20 protein-coding genes are annotated in these 22055 nt (G+C 73.6%); 6 read left to right on the forward strand and 14 right to left on the reverse strand.

The annotated features are described in order from the left end of the window. The first annotated feature begins 152 nt into the window (after positions 1–152). The gene (rocD, locus tag ACFVYX_RS09585; RefSeq protein ID WP_389680792.1) at positions 153–1358 is read left to right on the forward strand and encodes an ornithine--oxo-acid transaminase; all 1206 of its coding nucleotides are present in this window, start codon (positions 153–155) and stop codon (positions 1356–1358) included. A gap of 32 nt (positions 1359–1390) precedes the next feature. Here the strand turns inward: rocD and ACFVYX_RS09590 are convergent, their stop codons facing one another. Then, complete coding sequence (locus ACFVYX_RS09590) at positions 1391–2575, reverse strand: glutathionylspermidine synthase family protein (protein ID WP_389680793.1); 1185 nt, start codon at positions 2573–2575, stop codon at positions 1391–1393. Positions 2576–2588: 13 nt separating this feature from the next. Beyond that, positions 2589–2882 (reverse strand): hypothetical protein, encoded by a 294-nt coding sequence (locus ACFVYX_RS09595; protein WP_389680794.1) that lies wholly within the window; start codon positions 2880–2882, stop codon positions 2589–2591. Positions 2883–3026: 144 nt separating this feature from the next. On the opposite strand from ACFVYX_RS09595, the gene ACFVYX_RS09600 reads away from it, so the two are divergent. Then, positions 3027–3905 (forward strand): hypothetical protein, encoded by an 879-nt coding sequence (locus ACFVYX_RS09600; RefSeq protein WP_389680795.1) that lies wholly within the window; start codon positions 3027–3029, stop codon positions 3903–3905. A 143-nt stretch (positions 3906–4048) separates the two neighbouring features. On the opposite strand, the gene ACFVYX_RS09605 is transcribed toward ACFVYX_RS09600, so the two are convergent. Next, a complete protein-coding gene (locus ACFVYX_RS09605) occupies positions 4049–5470 on the reverse strand; it encodes a PLP-dependent aminotransferase family protein (RefSeq protein WP_389680796.1) in 1422 nt (473 codons plus the stop codon). A 46-nt stretch (positions 5471–5516) separates the two neighbouring features. Between ACFVYX_RS09605 and ACFVYX_RS09610 the strand changes: the two genes are divergently transcribed. After that, on the forward strand, positions 5517–6032 hold the full coding sequence (locus ACFVYX_RS09610; RefSeq protein ID WP_389680797.1) for a carboxymuconolactone decarboxylase family protein: 516 nt from the start codon (positions 5517–5519) through the stop codon (positions 6030–6032). Beyond that, the gene (locus tag ACFVYX_RS09615) at positions 6029–6775 is read left to right on the forward strand and encodes an isocitrate lyase/phosphoenolpyruvate mutase family protein (RefSeq protein ID WP_389680798.1); all 747 of its coding nucleotides are present in this window, start codon (positions 6029–6031) and stop codon (positions 6773–6775) included. The genes ACFVYX_RS09610 and ACFVYX_RS09615 overlap by 4 nt, the downstream gene beginning before the upstream one ends. Before the next feature lie 85 nt (positions 6776–6860). On the opposite strand, the gene ACFVYX_RS09620 is transcribed toward ACFVYX_RS09615, so the two are convergent. The 7 genes from ACFVYX_RS09620 to ACFVYX_RS09650 all read right to left on the reverse strand — a co-directional run bounded on the left by ACFVYX_RS09620 (position 6861) and on the right by ACFVYX_RS09650 (position 14232). Further along, a complete protein-coding gene (locus tag ACFVYX_RS09620; RefSeq protein ID WP_389680799.1) occupies positions 6861–7901 on the reverse strand; it encodes a hypothetical protein in 1041 nt (346 codons plus the stop codon). Between the two features lies 1 nt (position 7902). Further along, a complete protein-coding gene (locus tag ACFVYX_RS09625) occupies positions 7903–8295 on the reverse strand; it encodes a hypothetical protein (RefSeq protein WP_389680800.1) in 393 nt (130 codons plus the stop codon). Then, on the reverse strand, positions 8288–10033 hold the full coding sequence (locus ACFVYX_RS09630) for a hypothetical protein (protein ID WP_389680801.1): 1746 nt from the start codon (positions 10031–10033) through the stop codon (positions 8288–8290). The genes ACFVYX_RS09625 and ACFVYX_RS09630 overlap by 8 nt, the downstream gene beginning before the upstream one ends. 252 nt (positions 10034–10285) lie before the next feature. After that, entirely contained in the window at positions 10286–11275 is a 990-nt protein-coding gene (locus ACFVYX_RS09635; protein WP_389680802.1) for a malate dehydrogenase, read from the reverse strand. Between the two features lie 221 nt (positions 11276–11496). Then, positions 11497–12615, reverse strand: coding sequence for a DUF2690 domain-containing protein (locus ACFVYX_RS09640; protein ID WP_389680803.1), 1119 nt, complete (start codon positions 12613–12615; stop codon positions 11497–11499). 233 nt (positions 12616–12848) lie between these two features. After that, a complete protein-coding gene (locus ACFVYX_RS09645; protein WP_389680804.1) occupies positions 12849–13430 on the reverse strand; it encodes a DUF3017 domain-containing protein in 582 nt (193 codons plus the stop codon). Beyond that, entirely contained in the window at positions 13372–14232 is an 861-nt protein-coding gene (locus tag ACFVYX_RS09650; RefSeq protein ID WP_389680805.1) for a bifunctional methylenetetrahydrofolate dehydrogenase/methenyltetrahydrofolate cyclohydrolase, read from the reverse strand. Before ACFVYX_RS09650 ends, ACFVYX_RS09645 begins: the two co-directional genes overlap by 59 nt. Before the next feature lie 250 nt (positions 14233–14482). Between ACFVYX_RS09650 and ACFVYX_RS09655 the strand changes: the two genes are divergently transcribed. Beyond that, a complete protein-coding gene (locus ACFVYX_RS09655; protein ID WP_389680806.1) occupies positions 14483–15085 on the forward strand; it encodes a hypothetical protein in 603 nt (200 codons plus the stop codon). Between the two features lie 110 nt (positions 15086–15195). Here ACFVYX_RS09655 and ACFVYX_RS09660 read toward each other — a convergent pair whose 3' ends face one another. The 3 genes from ACFVYX_RS09660 to purN all read right to left on the reverse strand — a co-directional run bounded on the left by ACFVYX_RS09660 (position 15196) and on the right by purN (position 19005). Then, a complete protein-coding gene (locus ACFVYX_RS09660; protein WP_389681117.1) occupies positions 15196–16650 on the reverse strand; it encodes a DUF2079 domain-containing protein in 1455 nt (484 codons plus the stop codon). A gap of 185 nt (positions 16651–16835) precedes the next feature. Beyond that, a complete protein-coding gene (gene purH / locus ACFVYX_RS09665) occupies positions 16836–18401 on the reverse strand; it encodes a bifunctional phosphoribosylaminoimidazolecarboxamide formyltransferase/IMP cyclohydrolase (RefSeq protein WP_389680807.1) in 1566 nt (521 codons plus the stop codon). After that, positions 18376–19005, reverse strand: coding sequence for a phosphoribosylglycinamide formyltransferase (purN, locus tag ACFVYX_RS09670; RefSeq protein ID WP_389680808.1), 630 nt, complete (start codon positions 19003–19005; stop codon positions 18376–18378). The genes purH and purN overlap by 26 nt, the downstream gene beginning before the upstream one ends. A gap of 298 nt (positions 19006–19303) precedes the next feature. Between purN and ACFVYX_RS09675 the strand changes: the two genes are divergently transcribed. After that, positions 19304–20050 (forward strand): hypothetical protein, encoded by a 747-nt coding sequence (locus ACFVYX_RS09675; protein ID WP_389680809.1) that lies wholly within the window; start codon positions 19304–19306, stop codon positions 20048–20050. 129 nt (positions 20051–20179) lie between these two features. Here the strand turns inward: ACFVYX_RS09675 and ACFVYX_RS09680 are convergent, their stop codons facing one another. Then, positions 20180–21970, reverse strand: coding sequence for a DUF6350 family protein (locus tag ACFVYX_RS09680; RefSeq protein ID WP_389680810.1), 1791 nt, complete (start codon positions 21968–21970; stop codon positions 20180–20182). Between the last annotated feature and the right edge of the window lie 85 nt (positions 21971–22055).

Raw genomic sequence — 22055 nt, forward strand, 5'->3', positions numbered from 1 at the left:
GGTCAGGCCGGAGCCCGGCCTGACCGACAAGACACCCGCGAAGGGCGCGCCGCGCGCGAGGTTTCCCGGTCCGGCATCCGAGCGACGATAGAAACAGGGTCACACCCCTTCGGCGGGTCCATCCCGCGAGCCGCAGGACGAACGGAGATCCCGTGTCGAGTACACAAGACGCGATCGCTTCGGCGGAGGCGCACAGCGCTCACAACTACCACCCCCTGCCGGTCGTCGTCGCTTCGGCGGACGGCGCCTGGATGACCGATGTCGAGGGGCGCCGCTATCTCGACATGCTCGCCGGATACTCGGCGCTCAACTTCGGGCACGGCAACCGGCGTCTGATCGACGCGGCGAAGGCGCAGCTGGAGCGGGTGACGCTGACCTCGCGCGCGTTCCACCACGACCGGTTCGCCGAGTTCTGCTCGCAGCTCGCGGAGCTGTGCGGCAAGGAGGCGGTGCTGCCGATGAACACGGGCGCGGAGGCGGTCGAGACGGCCGTGAAGACCGCCCGGAAGTGGGGGTACGAGGTGAAGGGCGTGCCGGACGGGCACGCGAAGATCGTGGTCGCGGCGAACAACTTCCACGGCAGGACGACGACGATCGTCAGCTTCTCCACGGACCACGAGGCACGGGACCACTTCGGCCCGTACACGCCGGGGTTCGAGATCGTGCCGTACGGGGACCTGACGGCCATGGACGCGGCGGTCACGGAGAACACGGTGGCCGTGCTGATCGAACCGATCCAGGGCGAGGCGGGGGTCCTGGTCCCGCCGGCCGGGTATCTGGCGGGGGTGCGGGAGCTGACGCGCCGGCGGAACGTGCTGTTCGTGGCGGACGAGATCCAGTCGGGTCTGGGCCGGACGGGACGGACGTTCGCGTGCGAGCACGAGGGGGTGGTGCCCGACGTGTACATCCTGGGGAAGGCGCTGGGCGGCGGGGTGGTACCGGTGTCGGCGGTGGTCGCCGACCGTGACGTGCTCGGGGTGTTCCGGCCGGGTGAGCACGGGTCGACGTTCGGCGGGAACCCGCTGGCGTGCGCGGTGGCCCTCGAGGTGATCGCGATGCTACGGACGGGCGAGTTCCAGGAGCGGGCGGCTGAGCTGGGCGAGCACCTCCACGCGGAGCTGGGTCTCCTCGTGGGCGGCGGTGCGGTGGAGGCGGTGCGCGGGAGGGGCCTGTGGGCCGGGGTCGACGTCGCCCCGTCCCGGGGCACGGGCCGGGAGATCTCGGAGAAGCTGATGGAGCGGGGTGTCCTGGTGAAGGACACCCACGGCTCGACGATCCGGATCGCCCCGCCCCTGGTGATCTCGAAGGAGGACCTGGACTGGGGTCTGGAGCAGCTGAGGGGCGTTCTGTCGGGCTGACCGGCCCCACACCGTGAAGGCGGTGCGGGCGGTCAGAGGATGACGTGCGGGAGGAAGCGGGCGTACTCGTCGGTGACGAGGCCCGCCGACTCCCGTATGCCGAGCCCCGCCGCCTCGTCCTCGACGACCCACGCGCCGAGCACCACCCGGTTGCCGTCGAAGTCCGGCAGTGGGGCCAGCTCCTGGTAGCAGCAGGGTTCCCCGTCCCGTACGAACGGCTCCGTGCCGGCCTCGTGCAGGGTGACGCCCGCGCCCTCGCGGCCGAGGAGCGGCTTGGCCACCCAGCCGGTGGTCGTGGCGAGGTCGCGCGGCCCGTCGAGGTAGGCGGGCAGCAGGTTGGGGTGGCCCGGGTAGAGCTCCCACAGGATCGCGAGGAGCGCCTTGTTGGAGAGGAGCATCTTCCAGGCGGGCTCGATCCAGCAGGTCGTGCCGGTGCCGCCGCCGTTGTCGAGGGTGTCGAGCACGTGCCGGCCGAAGCGGTCGGTGGTCAGCCACTCCCACGGGTAGAGCTTGAAGCAACTGCGGATGAAGCGGAGCCGGTCGTCCACGAAGCGGCGGGAGAGCCGGTCCCAGCCGATCCGTTCGACGGAGAGCGCCTCGGTCTCCAGGCCGGCCTGCTGGGCGGTCTCGCGCAGGTACGCGACCGTCATCAGGTCCTCGCCGAGTTCGTCGCCGTCGGAGTGGACGAAGTGGAGGGGTCCCGGCGGCAGCAGGTGCGCCTGCTTCCGCCAGGCGTCGACGAGCCGTTCGTGGAGGGAGTTCCACTGGTCGGCGCCGGGGAACCGTTCCTCCATCCAGAACCACTGCGGGCTGGCGGCCTCCACGAGCGAGGTGGGGGTGTCGGCGTTGTACTCCAGCATCTTCGCCGGGCCCGTACCGTCGTAGTGCAGGTCGAACCGCCCGTAGAGGGAGGGGAGTTCGGCACGGCGGCGCCAGGACTCGGCGACCCGGGCGGCGAGCTTCGGATCGGTGATCCCGAGCTCGGCGAACCGGTCCCGCTCGACGATGTGCGCGGCCGCCGCCAGGCACATGGCGTGCAGCTCCTCGACGACCTCCTCCAGGGCCTCGACCTCGGGCAGGGTGAAGGAGTAGTACGCGCTCTCGTCCCAGTACGGGCGCAGCGTTCCGTCCGGGTACCGGGTCAGCGGGTAGACGAGCCCCTGCTCCTCCACCGTCTCCTGCCAGCCGGGGCGGGGTTCGATCGTGTGCCGTTCCATGTGCCGGGCCCTCTCAGCCGCCGCCGGAACCGGAGCAGCCGAAGCCGCCGGTGTCGACGGCGGTCTTGTCGAAGCTGCCGCCGCTCACCCGCTTGTCGCGGACGGAGCCTCCGTAGTAGTACGAGCCCCGGTGGGTCGAGTCGTCGTCGTCCCTGCCGCCGCCGCTCTCGCACTCGTAGCGTGGCAGTTCCTCCCGCGTCAGCGGGTCCACGCACCGCTTGTCCGGCTCGGAGCCGCACGCGGTGATCGTCGCCGCGAGCACGCCCATCCCGCCGAGCACCACCGTGCTCGACCTCAGCCTGCGCATCTCCGTCGCCTCCCCTTCGCGGTCACGACCTCCACGGTCGCGGCCTCCACGCTCACGCTTGTCGCGTTCACGTCTGTCGCGACCGCACAGTGTAGGCCGGTCATTTCAAGCCGCACCGCCTAGAGTCCTTTCGTGCTCCTCGGGATGATTTGTGCGCTCGCTTCGTCCGTCTGCTTCGGCACGGCCTCGGTTCTCCAGGCGATGGCGGCCCGCGCGGCGACACCGGGGACCGGCGGGGGCGTCGACGTCGCGCTGATGTGGCGGGCGCTGCGGCAGTGGCGGTACGCGGTCGGTCTCGGCCTCGACGGTCTGGGCTTCGTCCTGGAGGTCGTCGCCCTGCGGACGCTGCCCCTCTACGCGGTGGGCGCCGCCCTCGCCGCGAGCCTGGCGGTCACGGCGGTCGTCGCCTCGCGATGGTTGCCGGTGCGGCTGAGCCGGGTGGAGTGGTCGGCCGTGGGGGTGGTCTGCGCCGGGCTCGCCCTGCTCGCCCTCGCCTCCGGCGACGAGGGCCACCGGGACGGCTCGGAGGCGCTGCGGTGGGCGCTGCTCGCGGCCGTGTTCGGCGTGCTGCTGCTCGGTGTGGTGGGCGGCCGGCTCGCGGACCGGCCGCGTTCGCTCGTCCTCGGCCTGGGCGCGGGCCTCGGTTTCGGGGTGGTGGAGGTGGCGGTCCGGCTGGTCGACGGCTTCGATCCCACCGACCCGGTCTGGTACGCGCTGCCGGCCGGGGGCGGGGCCGCGTTCCTGCTGCTGACCTCGGCGCTCCAGCGGGGCTCGGTGACCACGGCGACGGCGGGCATGGTGCTCGGCGAGACGATCGGGCCGGCGGTGGTCGGGGTGATCTGGCTCGGGGACCGTACGCGGGAGGGGCTCGGGTGGCTCGCGGTCGTCGGCTTCGCCGTGGCCGTGGCGGGCTCCCTGACCCTGGCCCGCTTCGGCGAGGCGCCGGCGGTGGACCCGGCCGGAGACCTGGGCGACGCGGCGGCCACGGAGCCGGGACGGGGCCCGGGACGCGACGCGCCCTGAGCCGGGACGGGAGGTCGGGGCGCGACGCGCCCTGAGCCGGGACGGAAGCTCGGGATGCGGCACGCGCTGAGCCGGGACGGGAGCTCGGGACGCGACGCGCCCTGAGCCGGGACGGAAGCTCGGCCTGGTCGGCAGGGCATCCCCTAGGGCAGGACCCGGCAGAGGGTCTGGAGGGCGCTCTGCCAGGCGCTGTCGGGAGGTGTGGCGTAGCCGACGACGAGGCCGTCCAGGGTTGCGGGGACCGTGGGGCGGCGGAACTGGTTGACGCCCTGGACGGCGAGGCCGTGCCAGGCGGCGGACCGCAGGACGGCCTGCTCGGTGCCGGGCGGCAGGGTCAGGACGGCGTGGAGCCCGGCGGCGATCCCGCTGACCCGGGTCTCGGGCGAGTGCGCGGCGACCGCAGCCACCAGCTGGTCGCGGCGGCGCCGGTAGCGCAGCCGCATGGCCCGTACGTGCCGGTCGTACGCCCCCGAGCCCAGGAACTCCGCGAACGCCAGCTGGTCCGGCGCACTGGACGACCAATCCACGGCCCCCTTCGCCGCCGCCACCTCGCCGGCCAGGCGCTCCGGCAGCACCATCCACGCGAGCCGCAGTCCGGGGGCGAGGGACTTGCTCGCGGTGCCGAGGTAGACGACCCGCTCCGGATCGAGGCCCTGGAGCGCGCCCACCGGCTGCCGGTCGTAGCGGAACTCCCCGTCGTAGTCGTCCTCCAGGACCAGACCGCCCGAGGCCCGCGCCCAGTCGACGACCGCCGCCCGCCGGTCGGGGGGCAGCGCGCCGCCCAGCGGGAACTGGTGGGCGGCCGTCATGAGCACGGCCCCGACAGAGCCTCCTTGCCCGGCCAGTTCCTCGACGCGGGTGCCGCGTTCGTCGAAGGGCAGGGCCGGGGTGCCGAGTCCCGCCCCGGCGAGGAGGCCGGTGTGGAGGCCGAGCCCGTACGACTCGACCGCGACGTCCCGGACACCCCGGCTCCGCAGCACCTGGCCGATCAGCATCAGTCCGTGCATGAAGCCAGCGCAGACGACGATCCGCTCGGGGCGGGCGTGCACGCCCCGAGCGCGGGCGAGGTACTCGGCGAGGACGGTGCGCAGTTCGATCCGGCCGCGCGGATCTCCGTATCCGAATGCCTCGTTGGGGGCGGCGGTGAGCGCCCGCCGGTATGCCCTGAGCCACTCGGCGCGCGGGAAGGACGCGAGGTCGGGCGTGCCGGCCTTCAGGTCGTGCACGGGGGCGGAGGGCCGGGGCAGGGAGAGCACGGGCGCGGGGCTCCTGGGCGGCCGCGTCGCCGTACGGGGTTCGGCGGCGCGGCGGGCGACCCGGGTGCCGGAGCCCTGGCGGGCCGTCAGCCAGCCCTCGGCGACGAGTTCGGCGTAGGCGTCGGCGACGGTGTTGCGGGCCATGCCGAGGTCGGCGGCGAGCGACCGGGAGGACGGCAGCCGCGTGCCCGCCTCCAGGCGCCCGCTGCGTACGGCCTCCCGCAGGGCGTCCATGAGGCCGGCACGAAGGCGTGGACCGCGGAGTTCCAGATGGAGGTCGGTGCCGAAACTGGCCCACTCATTTGCCATGGGAATGGACCATACTCCTACGCCACCTGGCTCGTACGGTGAGGACATGACCACCGACACCACCCTCGCCGAGACCGCCGACCCCACCGCGTACGCCCACGAGCACGCCCCTCGCCTCCCCCTCGCGGAGCGCGTCCCCGAGTTCTACCGGGCGATGCTCCGGCTGGAGGCGGCCGCCGCGAAGGACATCGACCCGACGCTCTACCACCTGATCAAGATCCGGGCCTCCCAGGTCAACCGCTGCGCGTTCTGTATCGACATGCACAGCAAGGACGCCCTCGCGGAGGGCGAGACCGTCGAGCGGATCGTGCAGCTCTCCGCCTGGCAGGAGTCCCGGCACTTCTACACCGAGCGGGAACTCGCGGCCCTCGCGCTGACCGAGTCCGTCACCGTGCTCACCGACGGCTTCGTCCCCGACGAGGTGTACGCCCGCGCCGCCGAGCACTTCGACGAGACCGAACTGGCCCGGGTCATCGGCGCGATCGTCGTGATCAACGCCTGGAACCGGATCGCCGTCACCACCCGGATGACGCCCGGCCACTACACCCCCCGCTCCGCGTGAGCGGGGGCGCGAAGGCCGAGGTCCTGCGCGCCCTCCACCGGGACCGGGCGGCCGGCGATCCGCTGGTGCTGCCCGGCCCGTGGGACGCGGTGAGCGCCCGCGCCTTCGAGGCGGCCGGGTTCCCGGCGCTCGCCACGCCGAGCGCCGGCGTGGCCGCCTCCCTCGGGTACGAGGACGGGGCGACGCCGGCGGCGGAGATGTTCGCCGCCGTGGCCCGGATCGTCCGCGCGGTCTCCGTGCCGGTCACGGCGGACCTGGAGGGTGGTTACGGGCTGCCCGCGGCGGAACTGGTCGAGCGGGTCGTGGAGTCGGGCGCCGTCGGCGTGAACCTGGAGGACACCGGCGAGAGCCGCGTGCTCAAGGACGCGGAGGCGCACGCCGAGTGGCTGGCGGAGGTGCGCGCCGCCGCGGGGCCCGAGCTCTTCGTCAACGCACGCGTGGACGTGTACATCCGCCGGGCACCCGTGCCGGTGGAGGCCGCGATCGCCCGCGCCCGGCTCTACGCGGCGGCGGGAGCGGACTGCGTCTACCCGATCGCGGCCCCGCCCGCCGACCTTCCCGTCCTGCGGGCGGCCCTCGGCGACCTCCCCCTCAACGCCCTGGCAGGACCCGGCGATCCGCCCTTCGCGGAGCTCGGCCGGCTCGGCGCGACCCGGATCACCTTCGGCGACGGACTGCTCCTGCGGGCGGCGGACGACCTGACGGCGCTGGCGGCGAAGCTCAGGGACGCCGGGGCGCTCTGAGCGACGGGGCCGGCAGGCGTCAGGTGTCAGACGTCGGGTGTCAGGGCGGCAGGCCGGCTTCTGGCCTCTGGCGGCAGGCCTCCGGTCAGTGCGCGCCCGGTCGGAAGAACCGCAGGGCCACGCTGAGCACTTCGCGCTGCTTCGGCCACGCGCTCTCCGGTCCTGCGGCCAGGATCGCGTAGTGGTTGCCGTCCGCGGCCGTGAAGGCCCGGTCGACGACCTTGCGGCGGCTGCCGTCGTCCCGGGTGTACGCGTACACCAGTTCGGCGGAGTCCGCCGGGGCGCCCGCCTCGCCGGTGACCCGTTCGAGGCTGATCTCCTGATAGCCCGGCTTGTTGGCCCGGCCGTCCTCGGATGCCCCTCGGAGGGCCTCGTACGGTGACAGGTCACCCTCGGTGACCACGAAGACCTGGAGCAGGCTCTTGCGGTCCGGCGCGTTGTAGAACACGCCCTGGTCTGACTCGGTGCGGTCCCAGCCGTCGGGGAACGCGACCGTGAAGCCCTTGAGGTCCTCGACGGCGCGGTAGCCGGGCGGGGGCACGTCGGCGGTGGGAGAGGCAGACGTGCCGGAGGACGACGGCGCGGCGGGGTCAGTGGTGTCGGTGGGGTCGGTGGGGTCGGTGGGTCCGGTGGTCTCCGGGACCACCGGGACGGAGGCCGGCGGGCCGCCCGCCGCCGGGGGCTGCGCGTCGCCCCTGCCCCAGAGCAGCCAGCCGCCCACGGAGCCCGCCGCCAGGACGGCCACGGCGACCCCGGCCACGACCGCCGCCCGCGAACGGGACCGGGTGGCCTGCGGGGCGGTGCCGGGCGGGGAAGGCTGCCAGCCGCCCGCCTCCGGCACGTACACGGAGACCTGCGCGGGGGCGTGCTCGGAACCGCCCGTCGGAACGTGCTCGGAGACGCCCGTCGGGACGTGTTCGGAGACGCCCGTCGGGACACGTTCGGGGACGTCCGTAGGGGCGTGCGCCGGGGCGCGATCCGGCGCGTACTCCGGCGGGGGCGGTGCCAGGGGTACGACGGGGCCGCCCCCGGCCCCCGCCGGCGGAGCCGGCGCCGTGCCGCCGCTCTCCCAGCTCTGCGTCTCGTCGTTCCAGCGGGCCTCGCCGCCGCCCCCGTGACCGCTCATCTCACCCTCCGAGCAGCGTGCCGACGGCCTGTCCGACGGCCACTCCCGAGGCGAGGATCCCGGCGACCGCGCCCGCGTCCGTGAGAGCGCGGCGCAGCCGGGTCAGCCGCCCCGCGTCGGCCCGTCCCGTGCCCTCGATCTCGTCCTCGGCGTCGGAGAGTTCGGCGTCGAGGGCCGCCGTCTGCTCGGAGGGGACGACGCCGCCGAGGTCGGCGCGGAGCCGGCGGATGGCCTGGAGCAGCGCCTCCTGCTCCGGGTCGCGGTCCGGCTGGGTGCCGTTCACCGTGTGGGTGACGGTGTTGTGGTCGCCGATGGTGACGCTGCCCCCGGTGTTGGTGACGTGAATGCCGCCAGGAGCGCGATGGTCAGGGGTGCCGTTCCCGGTCTCAGCCACGGTTGCCTCCGGTCGTCGCGGTGGTGAAGCTCTTGCTGGTGACGGTGTTGTGGTTGCCGAGGGTGACGTTGCCCTTGGTGTTCTCGATGAAGGTGCCGCCCTCGGCGACGTGCACGATCTTCTGCTCGAACTCGGCGGTCTCGTAGCCCGCTTCGCGGAGCGCGACCGTCACGCCGTTCGCGACCCGGTCCTGGACGCTCTTCAGATAGCGGCTGACGTCCATCTCCTGGAAGAGCGAGGCCTCGTCGTCGGAGCCGAGCTCGCGGACCGAGACCTCGGGGCCCTCGGGGAGCGCGTTGGCGTGGCCGGCGGTGAGCAGCCGCCAGCCGTGGACGAGCGAGCGCCCGACCGTGACCAGGGCCTGCCCGGCCGAGCGCGGGGTCTGGCCCAGGGCCCAGACCGCCTTGCCGAAGTGGTGGTTGTTCCGGTAGCGGTGGGCGATCCGGTCGGCGTACCGGTAGAGCGGCTTCACCGGCCGCAGCACGTGCGGCGCCACCTCCAGCATCAGCATCCCGCCCTGGGTGTGGACGCGGACGAAGACGGTGGTGACGATCTCCTCGCCCCAGCCGCCGACCCGGATGCGCAGGAAGTGACGACGGCTCTCGCCGCCCTCCTCGATGGATCCCGAGCGGTGGGTCTCGAAGCCCCCGGGGCTGTACGGGGCGGCGTCGCGGGCCGGCAGTCCGTCGACGGGCAGGAAGACGACCTCGTCGATCTCCAGCTCGCGCAGCCGGTCCCGTACCGCCGCCTGGATCAGCGGCGAGCCGTGCGGCGAGGGGACGCGCAGCGCCTCCACGAGCGGGACGACGTGCCGCAGGATGGCGCTGTTGTCGAGCGGTTCGGGCGCCGCGCCCTCCAGGTTCTTGCGGGGCCGCAGTTCGACGGAGAGCGACCAGGGCTCGTACGGCTCACCGGCTCCGCAGAACGGGTCGTCGGCCCCGTACATGACGAGCCGCGCGTGCTGTTCGGTACGGATCCGGTCGCGCAGGCGGCGGGAGCGGACGCCCTCGGCCCGCTCGGCCGGGTCGGAGGCCTGGTCGGGGAAGCGTTCCCGGGACAGCTCCTGGGTGAGCGCGCGGGCGAACTGGCCGCGCTGGGTGGCCACCGCCCACGCCACGAGGAGCGGCACGGCGACGGTGATCCACACCTCCAGCGGGCCGATGCCCCACATCTCCTGCGCGGCGAGGCTCACCGCGAGGTCGAGGACCTCGCCCGTCTCGGAGACCTCGCCGAGGAATCCGCCGCCGGAGTCCTCGTCGCCGAGGGCGAGGAAGAGGAGCAACAGGGCGGACTGGAGCAGCATGATCCGTCCGTACCAGCGCAGGACGAAGGCGGGGACGAGACGGTAGACGGGGGCGTCGGCCGACCGGCCGCGCACCCAGCGGGCGAGCCCGAGGACCAGGAAGGGCGCGATGAGGAGGGCGATCAGGCCCTTGGTGAGCGGGACCGCGATGATCCAGAGGGCCAGGATGCCGGCGGCCCAGCCCAGTTCCACGCGGCGGGCGCGCAGGGCGTGGGCGAGCACGCGGCTCGCGTCGTAGCCGAGGGAGGGGGCGGCGAAGCGCTCCTCGTGGACGTACAGCTGGTCGATGACCGCGTCACGGAAGCCGTCGTCGAGGTACGTGCCGGCGCAGAGCAGCCGGGTCGCCTCGCTGGAGGCGGGTGACCGGCGCGGGTCGACGGCCGGTGGCGCCTGGGGCGGCCGGCCTGGCTGCTGCGGTACGGACGACTGCGTCAAGGCTCCCCCGATGGTGTGTGACCGCTGGTTCCGACAGCTCGTTCGGCTGCGAACCGGTGGGACAGCATAGGGGAGTTCGGGGTTCCCTGTCGGCGGGAAGAACGGCGCCCCCGGGACGTACGGTCGGTCGTACGTCCCGGGGGCGCCGAGAGTGTGGAGCCGGACTCAGGTGTTCCGGCTCAGTGGGCCGGACACAGGTGATTCCGGCTCGGTGCGCCGAAGTCAGGTGATTCCGGCTCAGTTGGGCCGGTCTCAGATGAGGCCGAGCCCGCGCACCGCGTCGCGCTCCTCGGCGAGCTCCGCCACGGAGGCGTCGATGCGGGTGCGGGAGAAGTCGTTGATCTCCAGGCCCTGGACGATCTCGTACTTTCCGTCGACGCAGGTGACGGGGAACGAGGAGATGAGGCCCTCGGGGACGCCGTAGGAGCCGTCCGACGGGATGCCCATGGAGGTCCAGTCGCCGGCGGCGGTGCCGTTGACCCAGGTGTGGACGTGGTCGATGGCGGCGTTCGCGGCGGAGGCGGCGGAGGACGCGCCACGGGCCTCGATGATCGCGGCGCCGCGCTTGGCGACGGTCGGGATGAAGGTGTCGGCCAGCCACGCCTCGTCGTTGACGACCTCGGCGGCGTTCTTGCCGGCGATCTCCGCGTGGAAGATGTCCGGGTACTGGGTCGCCGAGTGGTTGCCCCAGATGGTGAGGCGCTTGATGTCCTCGACGGAGGCGCCGGTCCTGGCGGCCAGCTGCGACAGCGCGCGGTTGTGGTCCAGGCGGGTCATCGCGGTGAAGCGCTCGGCCGGCACGTCCGGGGCGGCGGCCTGGGCGATCAGGGCGTTGGTGTTGGCCGGGTTGCCGACGACGAGGACCTTGATGTCGTCCGCGGCGTGGTCGTTGATGGCCTTGCCCTGCGGCTTGAAGATGCCGCCGTTGGCGGCGAGCAGGTCACCGCGCTCCATGCCCTTGGTACGCGGGCGGGCGCCGACGAGCAGCGCGACGTTGGCACCCTCGAAGCCCTGGTTCGGGTCGTCGAAGATGTCGATGCCCTTGAGCAGCGGGAACGCGCAGTCGTCGAGCTCCATGGCGGTGCCCTCGGCGGCCTTCACGCCCTGCGGGATCTCGAGGAGGCGCAGCTTGACCGGCACGTCCGCGCCGAGCAGGTGGCCGGAGGCGATGCGGAAGAGCAGCGCGTAGCCGATCTGGCCGGCCGCGCCGGTCACGGTGACATTCACGGGAGTGCGGGTCATGGCGATCTCCGTAAGACAGCTGGCGGTGGGGGTCCCTGCCCCTGGTGCGGGATAGCTCTCTTGATCGATCGGTGTCTCGACATGAAGAGATATCCAGCGGTCAGGCTATCCGACCCGGGCCCCCCTGAATCCCCGACCCCTTGTGGTCCGGCTCACTGCCGCCCGTCCGCGCGCCCCCGGCCACCCCTCCGGCGGAGGGGCCGTGGACCTCTGCCGGTCCGTCACCGGTCCCTGGTGCAGCCCTCGCGCCCGTCCGCGAGCGTGCCGCACGCGCGCGCGTCGGCGCCGGAACCGACGGCGACCATCGGGGTGTACGCGTACGTCTCCGTCGTCGCCGTGTCGGCCCCCGGGGCGACGGTGGCACGCCGCTCGGTGCCGCCGGCCTCGACGGTCACGGTGTCCCCCGGGGCGGCCCCGGTGATCCGGGCCCAGGCCGCCGCGCAGGTCTCGCTGTAGCGGACCTCGACCTGGGCGGTGCCCACGCGGGCGCGTGCGACGGTAGCGGCGAGGGGCCCGCCGCACCCCATGGCCTCCGGGTCCTGGCCGGCGCAGTCGCCTCCCGCGCACATCACCCCGGCGGGGAGGGTGGCGGGCCGGGTGACGGGTGGGGCGGTCGTGGTGGGCGGGGCGGCCACGCGTTCGCCGTCACCTTCGGAGCCGCCCAGATCGACGAGGAGCAGGGCGGCGGTGACGACGAGCAGGGCGCCGACGATTCCGGCGGCGTAGAGCAGCACGGCCCGGCGCCGGGGGGCGGCGGAGGGGGTAGGGGGGTGGGGCGCGGCCCCGTCCGCGTCCGTGGCGGGAGTACGGGGAGGGGGCACGTCCGTGTCGCCGGCCGTGGCGGGAGTACGGGGTGCGGGAGCGGCCGTGTCGCCGTCCGCGGCGGGAGTACGGGGAGTGGGAGCGGCCGTGTCCGGGGGCGAAGCCGGTGCCGGGAACGGTCCGTCGAGGCGCCGGATCCGCAGGGTGCGGTCCCCTCGGTCACCGTCCCCGTCGCCGCACCCCTCCCCATCCGCATGCCCGTCGCCGCCCCCGTCACCGTCCCCGTCCCCCGCGACGGCAATCGCGTTCGAGCGGTGCCACGCCCGGTCCGCGCGCTCCGCGTGGGCGGCGAGCTCCGAGGGGTCGGTTCCGGTCACGTCGGCGAGGGCCGCCACGGCTCCCCGGGGCGCGGGCAGACGCGCGTTCAGATAGGTGTCCCAGGCGGACCGTTCGTGGCCGGTGCGCTCGGCGACGGCGGTGACGCCGAGGCCGCTGCGGTCGATCAGCCGGCGGAGCCGTTCCGTGAACGCGCGGACCTCCGGGTCGAGTTCGTCCGGCAGCGCCTTCCAGCCAGGCATGTGCGGTCCCCCTTGTCCCGTGCTCCCTCGACTTCCGAAGGATGGCAGGTCCGGGGGTGATGCGCGCCCCGGATGCGGAGCCCAGGTAGCGGAATGGTCACTTCCGTGCCACAGCGCGCCGACGGGCCTTGAACCGGCCTTGGCAAGTACATGACCCTTGATCACGACGGCGCCCGCCCTCCCACGGGGGAGAGGGCGGGCGCCGTCGCTCATACGATCCGGTCGAGGCTCGCCTAGGTCACCGTCAGGTGGAGGATGTCCTCCAGGAACGGGATCTTCAGCCAGGGCGACGGCTGCACCATGAGCGCGAGCAGCACGATCAGGCCACCCATCACCCCGTACGTGATCATGTCGGTGAAGCGGGACCGGACAGCCAGCATGCCCACGGAGGGCAGCACCCGGCGCATCACGGCTCCCACGAGGAGCGCGGCCCCGATCAGGATCGCCCCGACCCGGAAGGCCTGCGGGAACGGGTCCGTCCCCACCACCAGCAGACCGAGCCCGGCGAGCCCGAGCACGGTGAGCAGCGGCCACTGACGCGCGGGCGCGGGGGCGTCGCCGGAGGCGGCCCGGCCGCCGCCCTCGGGACGGGCCGTATCGGTCGTCAGGCGGGGCGGTGGCCTCCGCACACCACCGGCGGCAGCGGAGGAGGAGGCGGCGGTGACCGGGCCGGAGGCGCCGGCCTCGGGCTCCGTGGTGTCCGCCCCTGCCGCCCCGTCCGGGTTCCCGGGCCGCCCCGGGGTCCCGGAGGTCACGTCAGAGCGCCGCGGCCGCGCGCTCGGCGGCCTCGACGACGTTGACGAGGAGCTGCGCACGGGTCATCGGACCCACACCGCCGGGGTTCGGGGAGATCCAGCCGGCCACCTCGGCGACGTCCGGGTGGACGTCGCCGAGGATCTTGCCCTCGGCGTTGCGCGAGACGCCGACGTCGAGGACGGCCGCGCCCGGCTTCACGTCCTGGGGCTTGATCAGGTGCGGCACGCCGGCCGCGGCGACGATGATGTCGGCGTTCCTCAGGTGCGCGGAGAGGTCGCGGGTGCCGGTGTGGCACTGGGTCACGGTCGCGTTCTCCGAGCGGCGGGTGAGGATGAGCGGCATCGGGCGCCCGATGGTGACACCGCGTCCGACGACCACGACCTCGGCGCCGTTGATCTCGACGCCGTGCGCGCGGAGCAGGGTGATGACGCCGTTCGGCGTGCACGGCAGCGGGGCGGGCTCGTTGAGGACGAGCCGGCCGAGGTTGGTCGGGTGCAGCCCGTCCGCGTCCTTGGCCGGGTCCATCAGCTCCAGGATGCGGTTCTCGTCGATGCCCTTGGGCAGCGGGAGCTGGACGATGTAACCCGTGCAGGCCGGGTCCTCGTTGAGCTCCCGTACGACCGCCTCGATCTCCTCCTGGGTGGCGGTGGCGGGCAGCGTGCGCTGGATCGAGGCGATGCCGACCTGCGCGCAGTCCCGGTGCTTGCCGGCCACGTACTTCTGGCTGGCCGGGTCGTCGCCGACCAGGAGGGTTCCGAGTCCGGGTGTGACGCCCTTCTCCTTGAGGGCCGCCACACGGACGGTCAGATCGGACTTGATCGCGGCTGCGGTGGCCTTGCCATCGAGAATCTGGGCGCTCATGGAGACATCCTCCCGGATGACCCCCGCCTTGTTCCAATTCGCTCCTGGCAAGGGGCCCGGCGCGTGGAACGACAGGTTGCACTTGCACAACTCCGATGGGTATCGACTGGACAAAAAGTCGACGGTACGACGACGATGATCGGCGAAGTACCGCGGAAAGTGCCGGGGGGAATCCGCTCACATGCCGTGAAGAGTCCTCCGCGCGGGCCGCGTCGTCCCCGCACAGAGAGATTCACGGAGGAATCCCGCGATGAGCTTCGGTGACCCGAACAACCCCTACGGCCAGCCGCAGGGTCAGGGCCAGGGCCAGCAGCCCGGTTACGGCTACCCGCAGCAGGCCCCCCAGGGCGTGCCGCCGCAGCAGGGCGGCTACGGCTACCCGGCCGCGCCCCCGGTCTCCCCGTACGGCGGCGGCTACCCCGGCGCGGTCACGGAGATGTCCGGCGGGGTGAAGGCCGCCCGCGTGATGATGTGGATCCTCGGCGCCTTCAACCTCATCGGCGGCCTCGCCGTGATCGGCATGTCCTTCGCGATCGACAGCGAGCTGGACAAGGCGGGCGCCTCGTCCGCCGAGACCGAGGCCTTCGCCGACCTCGGCCAGGGCATCCTGATCGCCGCCGGCGTCCTCTCGCTGATCATCGCGGTCGTCGGCATGGTGCTCGCCGCCAAGTTCCGCTCCGGCGGCAACGGCGTCCGGATCGGCACCATCGTGTACGCCTCGATCACCGTGCTGTTCAGCCTCTTCTCGCTGCCCCTCGGCATCGTGGGCCTCGTCCTCGGCATCCTGATCATCGTCTTCGTGGCGAAGTCGGACGGCTCGGCCTGGTTCAACCGCAACAAGCAGCAGTACTGAGCCCGTACGGCAGGGGGCCCGGTTCCGCACGGAACCGGGCCCCCTGCCGTACGCCCGGCTTCACGCACCCGGCCGTTCGTCCGACTTCACGCACCCTCCTGAGCCCGGCGTCACACCCTCTTCAGGACCGCGAAGCCGTCCGAGCGGTACGTGATCTCGTACCGCGCCTCCGGGTGCAGTTGCGAAGCCAGCTGCACCGGGTCCGACACCTGCTGCGACCAGCCGCGCAGGTCGTAGGCGAGATAGTCGGGGGTGGCGCCCTTCGACGTGCCCACCCAGTAGACCCGGTGGTCCGCCGTGAGGTGCGCGAGGAGCGAGACGTCCGCCTCCACGCTCGCGCCCTCCGGCACCGCGGCGACCGCCGCCCGCGCCTGCTCGGTCCGGGTGTCCGACCGGTACGTCTCCGGCTTCAGGAGCTCCCGCAGCGGCAGGTTCGCGGCGAGGACGAGCGCGACCGCCGTGGCGACCGGGACGACGACCTTCCCGTACGAGACGAGCCACGCGCGCGGTGAGGTCCGCACCGAGCGGACGCCGTCCACCAGGGCCAGGAAGACCACCGGCATCAGGATCGCGCTGTAGTGCCAGTGCATGCCCCAGTGGTTGGGGTCCTGCGAGAGGAAGCGCCAGCCGAGGGTGGGCAGGACGAGCAGGACCAGCGGGGAGCGCAGCGCGAGGAAACCGGTGATCGCGAGGAGGAAGAGCACCATCTCCCAGCGTTCGCCGGAGGCGAGGGCGTCGCCGACGACCTGCCCGAAGGAGGTGTCGGCTCCCTCCCCGGTCTTCTCGATCTTGGACCAGTAGTCGTACTCACCGACCCGGCTCGCCGCCGGGATGAGGACGAGTACCGTCAGGGCGAAGGCCGCCGCGCCGAAGCCGGCCAGGGCCGCACCGAGCCTCTTCTGCCCCTTCAGGAAGAGGACGACGCCGACCATGGACACGGTGAGGCCCATGTCCTCCTTGACCAGGACGAGCGGCGCGGACCACGCGACGGCCGCAGTCCAGCGCCCCAGGATCAGGGCCCGGCAGGTCAGGGCGAGCAGCGGGACGGCGAAGGCGATCTCGTGGAAGTCGGACTTGACCGCCTCCTGAAGTCCCCAGGAGAGCCCGTACGCGACGGCGAGCCCGATGCCGGCGGCCCGGCTGCCGAGGACCTGCTGGGTGGTGCGGCCGACGACGACGGCGCCGGAGGCGAAGAGCGCGGCCTGGGCGAGGAGCAGGGCGACCGGCGAGGGCCAGATCCAGTAGAGCGGCGCGAGCAGCGCGGTGACCGGGCTGAAGTGGTCGCCGAGTATGTGGAAGCCGGGGCCCTTGATGTCGGCCACGGGGGCCCGGAACTCGGCGTACGCCCGGACGGACTGCCCGAAGATGCCGAGGTCCCAGGAAGGGGTGCGGAAGTGCGCGTACTGCACCCAGGAGTAGAGGAAGTACAGACCGCACAGGACGACCGCGAGGATCAGATAGGGGCGGAGCGGAGCGGGCGGGAGGCCGTCCGGGGACTCGGTGCCGGCGGCGCCCCGAGAGCCGGTGGCGGCCTCCTCGGCGGACCTGTTCTGTACGTCCAACACCACGCCCCCACTACCAGTGGTCGACAAAAGAGCAACCCATTAGACCAGAGTCCACCCGATCGGCGGAGACGTCAGCACCGGCCTCGCGGCAGGCCGCCCGCGGCGCGGAGCGGGGCGGCCCGCCGGCACCTCGTGGGTACCGGCGGGCCGCCCCGCTGTCCGTCGACTCGTACGACGCCTACGACTCAGTGGAAGAAGTGGCGCGTCCCCGTGAAGTACATCGTCACGCCGGCCTTCTTCGCGGCCTCGACGACCAGCTCGTCCCGCACCGAGCCGCCGGGCTGCACGACCGCCTTCACGCCGGCCGCGGTGAGGATCTCCAGGCCGTCCGGGAAGGGGAAGAAGGCGTCCGAAGCGGCGTAGGCGCCGGCCGCCCGCTCCTCGCCGGCACGCTCGACCGCGAGCTTCGCGGAGTCGACGCGGTTGACCTGGCCCATGCCGACGCCGACCGAGGCGCCGTCCTTGGAGAGCAGGATCGCGTTGGACTTGACCGCGCGGCAGGCCTTCCACGCGAAGGCGAGCTCGGCGAGCTCCTCGGCGGACAGGGCCTCGCCCGTCGCCAGGGTCCAGTTCGCCGGCTCGTCGCCCTCGGCCTGGAGGCGGTCGGTGACCTGCAGCAGCGCGCCGCCGTCGATCGGCTTGACCTCGACCGGGTTGGCCGGGGCGCCGTCGGCGCGGAGCACACGGATGTTCTTCTTCTTGGCGAGGATCTCGACCGCGCCGTCCTCGTAGCCGGGGGCCACGATGACCTCGGTGAAGATCTCGGCGACCTGCTCGGCCATCGCGACCGACACCGGGCGGTTGACGGCGATGACACCGCCGAACGCGGACAGCGGGTCGCAGGCGTGGGCCTTGCGGTGGGCCTCGGCGACGTCGGCGCCGATCGCGATGCCGCACGGGTTGGCGTGCTTGATGATCGCGACGCAGGGCTCGGTGTGGTCGTACGCGGCCCGGCGCGCGGCGTCGGTGTCCGTGAAGTTGTTGTACGACATCTCCTTGCCGTGCAGCTGCTCGGCCTCGGCGAGGCCGCCCGTGCCGTCGACGTAGAGCGCGGCGCCCTGGTGCGGGTTCTCGCCGTAGCGCAGCACGTTGTTCCGCTCGTACGTGGCGCCCAGGAAGTCCGGGAAGCCCGAGTCGTCGGCGGCGGCGTAGTCGGCGGCGAACCAGGAGGCGACGGCCACGTCGTACGCGGCGGTGTGCTGGAAGGCCTCGGCGGCGAGCCGCTTGCGGGCGGTCAGGTCGAAGCCGCCGGCCTTGACGGCGGCGAGCACGTCGGCGTACCGCCCGGGGCTGGTCACGATGGCCACGGACGGGTGGTTCTTGGCCGCGGCGCGGACCATCGACGGGCCGCCGATGTCGATCTGCTCGACGCACTCGTCCGGCGTGGCGCCGGAGGCGACCGTCTCGCGGAACGGGTAGAGGTTCACGACGACCAGGTCGAAGGGCTCCACGCCCAGCTCGGCGAGCTGCTCGCGGTGCGACTCCAGGCGCAGGTCGGCGAGGATGCCGGCGTGCACGCGCGGGTGGAGCGTCTTGACGCGGCCGTCCAGGCACTCCGGGAAGCCGGTGAGCTCCTCGACCTTCGTGACCGGCACCCCGGCCGCGGCGATCTTCCCGGCCGTGGAGCCGGTGGAGACGAGCTCGACACCGGCCTCGTGCAGACCGCGGGCCAGTTCTTCGAGCCCCGTCTTGTCGTAGACGCTGACCAGCGCGCGGCGGATGGGCTTAACGGTGTCCGTGTTCACCGACATGAACCTTTCGTCCCTCAATGCGGTAGCCGTGCCGGGCGAGACGCCCCACGACGTCGACGAGCAGCGAGCGCTCGACTTCCTTGATGCGCTCGTGCAGAGCGGCTTCATCGTCCTCGTCCCGCACCTCGACCACGCCCTGGGCGATGATCGGGCCGGTGTCGACACCGTCGTCGACGAAGTGGACGGTGCACCCGGTGACCTTCGCGCCGTAGGCGAGGGCGTCACGCACCCCGTGGGCACCGGGAAAACTGGGCAGCAGAGCCGGGTGGGTGTTGACGACCCGGCCGTCGAAGCGGGCGAGGAACTCCTTGCCGACGATCTTCATGAAGCCGGCCGAGACGACGAGATCCGGCTCGTACGCGGCGGTGGCCTCGGTCAGCGCCCGGTCCCACTCCTCGCGGGTGGCGTGGTCCTTGACGCGGCAGACGAAGGTGGGCAGCCCGGCGCGCTCGGCGCGCTCCAGACCGGCGATGCCGTCGCGGTCGGCGCCCACCGCGACGATCTCCGCGCCGTACCCCTCGGGGTCCGCGGCGATGCCGTCGAGGAGGGCCTGCAGATTGGTACCGGAACCGGAGACCAGGACGACGAGGCGGGCGGCAGCCACTGGGTCACTCTTTCCGTGGTGTTTGTGCGGTCGTACGAACGAATCGTGCCGCTCGATACGGGGAACCCTACGAATGGCTCGACCGTCAGCAACGATACCGGCACACCGGACGGCCCCCACGGGACGGGGGCGGAGCAGGGCGGTAGCGTCAGGGTCCGACGCCGACGCACGCCCCGGCCGACACCGGTCGGACACCCGGACGGCGTAGCGGACGAGCAGCACGCAGCAGCAGACGAGACAGCAGCGGAGACCACGGGTGCGGCCGTGGTCGAGACGACAGAGGGAAGACGTTCAGCAGATGCCGGAACGCCAGTCCACGGACGAGAACAACCCGTTCGCACCGCCGCCCGAAGGCCGGCCGGATCAGCCGTGGCAGCCACGGCGACCGGAGGGTTCGGACGACGACGCGTCCGGGGCCCCGGACTCGTCGGGGCCGTCCGACGGCCGCTGGAGCCCGCGCCAGCCGGGCCCCTCCGACGACGGCTTCGGCCGCGGGCCCGAGCGCCAGGGCGGCGGCCAGGGCGGCCGGGAGGGCGGCCCCGGCCAGGGCGGCAACGGGCGCCAGGGGCTCCGCTGGGACCCGAAGGACCCGGCGCAGCGGCGCGCGCGGTACGCGATTCTCGCCGGCATGTGGGCCTTCTTCTTCGCCATCTTCGAGATCCCGGAACTGGCGCTGCTTCTCGGCGCCCTCGGCCTCTACTGGGCGATCAGCTCACTGCGGACCAAGCCGACGCAGGCGGCGGACCTGTCGCCGACATCACAGCCGGCCTCCGCGGCGGCGTCTCAGCCCTCGGGACAGCCGTCGGGCCGGCCCTCCGGACAGGGCGCCACGGCGGTCCCGCTCCGCTCGATGCGCACGGCCGCGATCAGCGGTCTGGTCGCCGCGAGCGTGGCCCTGATGATCGTCGCGGTGGGTTTCACCATGCAGCTCGTCTACAGCGACTTCTACGAGTGCCGCGACGACGCCCTCACCCACGCGGGCCAGCTGGCCTGCAACGACCTCCTGCCGAAGCCGCTCCGCGCGGGCTTCGGGGTCCGGGAGTAACGCCCCGGGGCCTGTCCGACCGGTGCGTGCCGGCCTGACCGGGCGCGGCCGTTCGGTACGCCGAGCGAGCGTGCCGGGTCAGGCGGCGCCGTTCGGTGCGCCGAGCGCGTGCGTGCCGGGCGCGCGGAGTCAGGAAGGTCCTCTGTCGTCGGCCGGGGGCGGCGGCGGGGAGGGTTCCCAGGCCGCCGGGAGGTAGTCGTACGGCTCGAAGGCGGAGTCGCCGTACGGGTCGTCATCGAGACCGAGCTCGGAGCCCGACCGGGCGGCGGGAGCCGACGGGGGCCGGGCGGGCCCGGGCGCGACGCCCGGCCAGGATCCTCCGGAGCCCGACGCGAGACCGGAGCCCGGCCCGACACCCGGATCCAGGCCGAGACCCGTGCCCGTGTCGAGGCCGGACCCCAGGCCGAGACCGAGGCCAGAGCCCGTGTCGAGGCCGGAGCCCCCGTCGAGGCCGGGTCCGGAAAACCGGCCGGGGCCGGAACCCGGGCCGGTCTCCGGGGCCTGTCCCGGGCCGGGCATCCGCCCGGGGCCCGCGGCGCGGCCGGGGCGGAGAAGGCCGGCGAGGCGGCCGAGCCGGGAGGCGGCGGCGCCGAGAACGGTCTCCGGGCCCTTCGCGGCGGGGAGCCCCGTCTCCGGGCCATTCACGGGCGCCGCACCCGCCGCCGAACCGGCCTCCACCGCACCCGCTCCCGTACCGCCCGCCGGCGGCGACACCGGCAGGGGCTTCGGGCGGGGGGCACGGCGGCCCCAGGCCCGTACTCCCCACGCCACCGGGACCCCCAGACAGGCACCCCACAGGACCGTCGCCGCGCCCGTCTGCCACCACACCGGGCCGAACGCCGACAGCCGTCCGGTGCCCAGCGGGCCGCCCGCCGCGCCCGTGAGGACGGCGACGGCCACCCCGCACCCCCCAGCGGCGCCCAGCGCCGTGAGCGTCGTGTCGCGGACCGTCCAGGTCCGCGCCGAGCGGCCCACCCGGTGGCCCTGAACCACGGCGGCGGCCAGGGGGGCAGCCATCGCCGCCCAGTGGACCCAGGTGCCGCGCCCCTCGGCGGGCAGCGCGGCGAGCAGCGGGAAGGGCGGCACGGCCGGGTCTCCGACGAGGCCGAACGGGGTCGCGAGCGCCCCCGTACCGAGGGCGAAGCCCGGCCCGAGGCCGTACGCGGCCCCCCACACGGCCATGTTCGGCAGCAGCGCGAGGACGAGCAGCAGGACCGCGACCCGCCCCGACCACTCCCCCGCGAGACCCACGTACGCGGCCTGCGCCTCGCGCGCGTGCCAGGCCAGCGACACCGCCGCGGCCACCGCTCCGCCGCCGAGCAGGGTCACGAGCCCGAGCACCGCCGCGCGCAGTGCCGCGGCCGCCTGGCGCTGCCCTGGCAGCGGGCGGCCGAGGGCCGTCCAGACCCCGGCGCCCGCCGCGCCCACGGCGACGGCGGGCAGCCAGAGTCCGGCGGTGATCAGGTCGGCGGGCAGCCGGCCGCTCGCGCTGTAGAGCACGACCCCGGCGGCGACCAGCAGGTATCCCCCGGCCACGGAGGCGACGGCGGCGCTCGCGGAAAGGCGCGGCCGGTCCGGGGCAGCCCCCGGGTCGAGGGTGTCGCGGGCGGCCCGGTGGACGAGCCAGACCGGCAGGGCGGCCAGGAGCAGCGGGACGATGCCGAGGGGCGCGGCCAGGCCGGACAGGGTGTCCGTACGGACCAGGTCCACGCCGTGGGCGAGGAGCCAGAGCCCGGCCGCGAGGTGGAGCGCGCCGCCGGGGCCGCTGTCGGGGTACGGGGAGCTGATCCAGGCGGCGACCACCAGGACCGCGAGGGCACCGAGACCGAGTCCGGCGGCGACTCCGCCGCGGACGCAGGCGGTGGCGAGCGCGGCGGAGCGGCCGCCCTGGACCAGCGGGTACTCGGTCACATGGGTCACGGGGTCATGCTGCCAACGACACGCGCTTCTACCGCGTAACAGGCAAACCTCCGCTGTGTCGCTCAATATACGTTTTATGTACTTT

Origin of the sequence: Streptomyces sp. NPDC058326 (assembly GCF_042879855.1) — a bacterium.
Classification (GTDB): domain Bacteria; phylum Actinomycetota; class Actinomycetes; order Streptomycetales; family Streptomycetaceae; genus Streptomyces.

Excerpts from the sequence above, each read along its gene's own strand:
- ACFVYX_RS09590 (WP_389680793.1), bottom strand. The coding sequence starts at position 2,575 with ATGGAACGGCACACGATCGAACCCCGCCCCGGCTGGCAGGAGACGGTG.
- ACFVYX_RS09595 (WP_389680794.1), bottom strand. The coding sequence starts at position 2,882 with ATGCGCAGGCTGAGGTCGAGCACGGTGGTGCTCGGCGGGATGGGCGTG.
- ACFVYX_RS09600 (WP_389680795.1), top strand. The coding sequence starts at position 3,027 with ATGATTTGTGCGCTCGCTTCGTCCGTCTGCTTCGGCACGGCCTCGGTT.
- ACFVYX_RS09605 (WP_389680796.1), bottom strand. The coding sequence starts at position 5,470 with ATGGCAAATGAGTGGGCCAGTTTCGGCACCGACCTCCATCTGGAACTC.
- ACFVYX_RS09610 (WP_389680797.1), top strand. The coding sequence starts at position 5,517 with ATGACCACCGACACCACCCTCGCCGAGACCGCCGACCCCACCGCGTAC.
- ACFVYX_RS09620 (WP_389680799.1), bottom strand. The coding sequence starts at position 7,901 with ATGAGCGGTCACGGGGGCGGCGGCGAGGCCCGCTGGAACGACGAGACG.
- ACFVYX_RS09635 (WP_389680802.1), bottom strand. The coding sequence starts at position 11,275 with ATGACCCGCACTCCCGTGAATGTCACCGTGACCGGCGCGGCCGGCCAG.
- ACFVYX_RS09640 (WP_389680803.1), bottom strand. The coding sequence starts at position 12,615 with ATGCCTGGCTGGAAGGCGCTGCCGGACGAACTCGACCCGGAGGTCCGC.
- ACFVYX_RS09650 (WP_389680805.1), bottom strand. The coding sequence starts at position 14,232 with ATGAGCGCCCAGATTCTCGATGGCAAGGCCACCGCAGCCGCGATCAAG.
- ACFVYX_RS09655 (WP_389680806.1), top strand. The coding sequence starts at position 14,483 with ATGAGCTTCGGTGACCCGAACAACCCCTACGGCCAGCCGCAGGGTCAG.
- purH (WP_389680807.1), bottom strand. The coding sequence starts at position 18,401 with ATGTCGGTGAACACGGACACCGTTAAGCCCATCCGCCGCGCGCTGGTC.
- ACFVYX_RS09675 (WP_389680809.1), top strand. The coding sequence starts at position 19,304 with ATGCCGGAACGCCAGTCCACGGACGAGAACAACCCGTTCGCACCGCCG.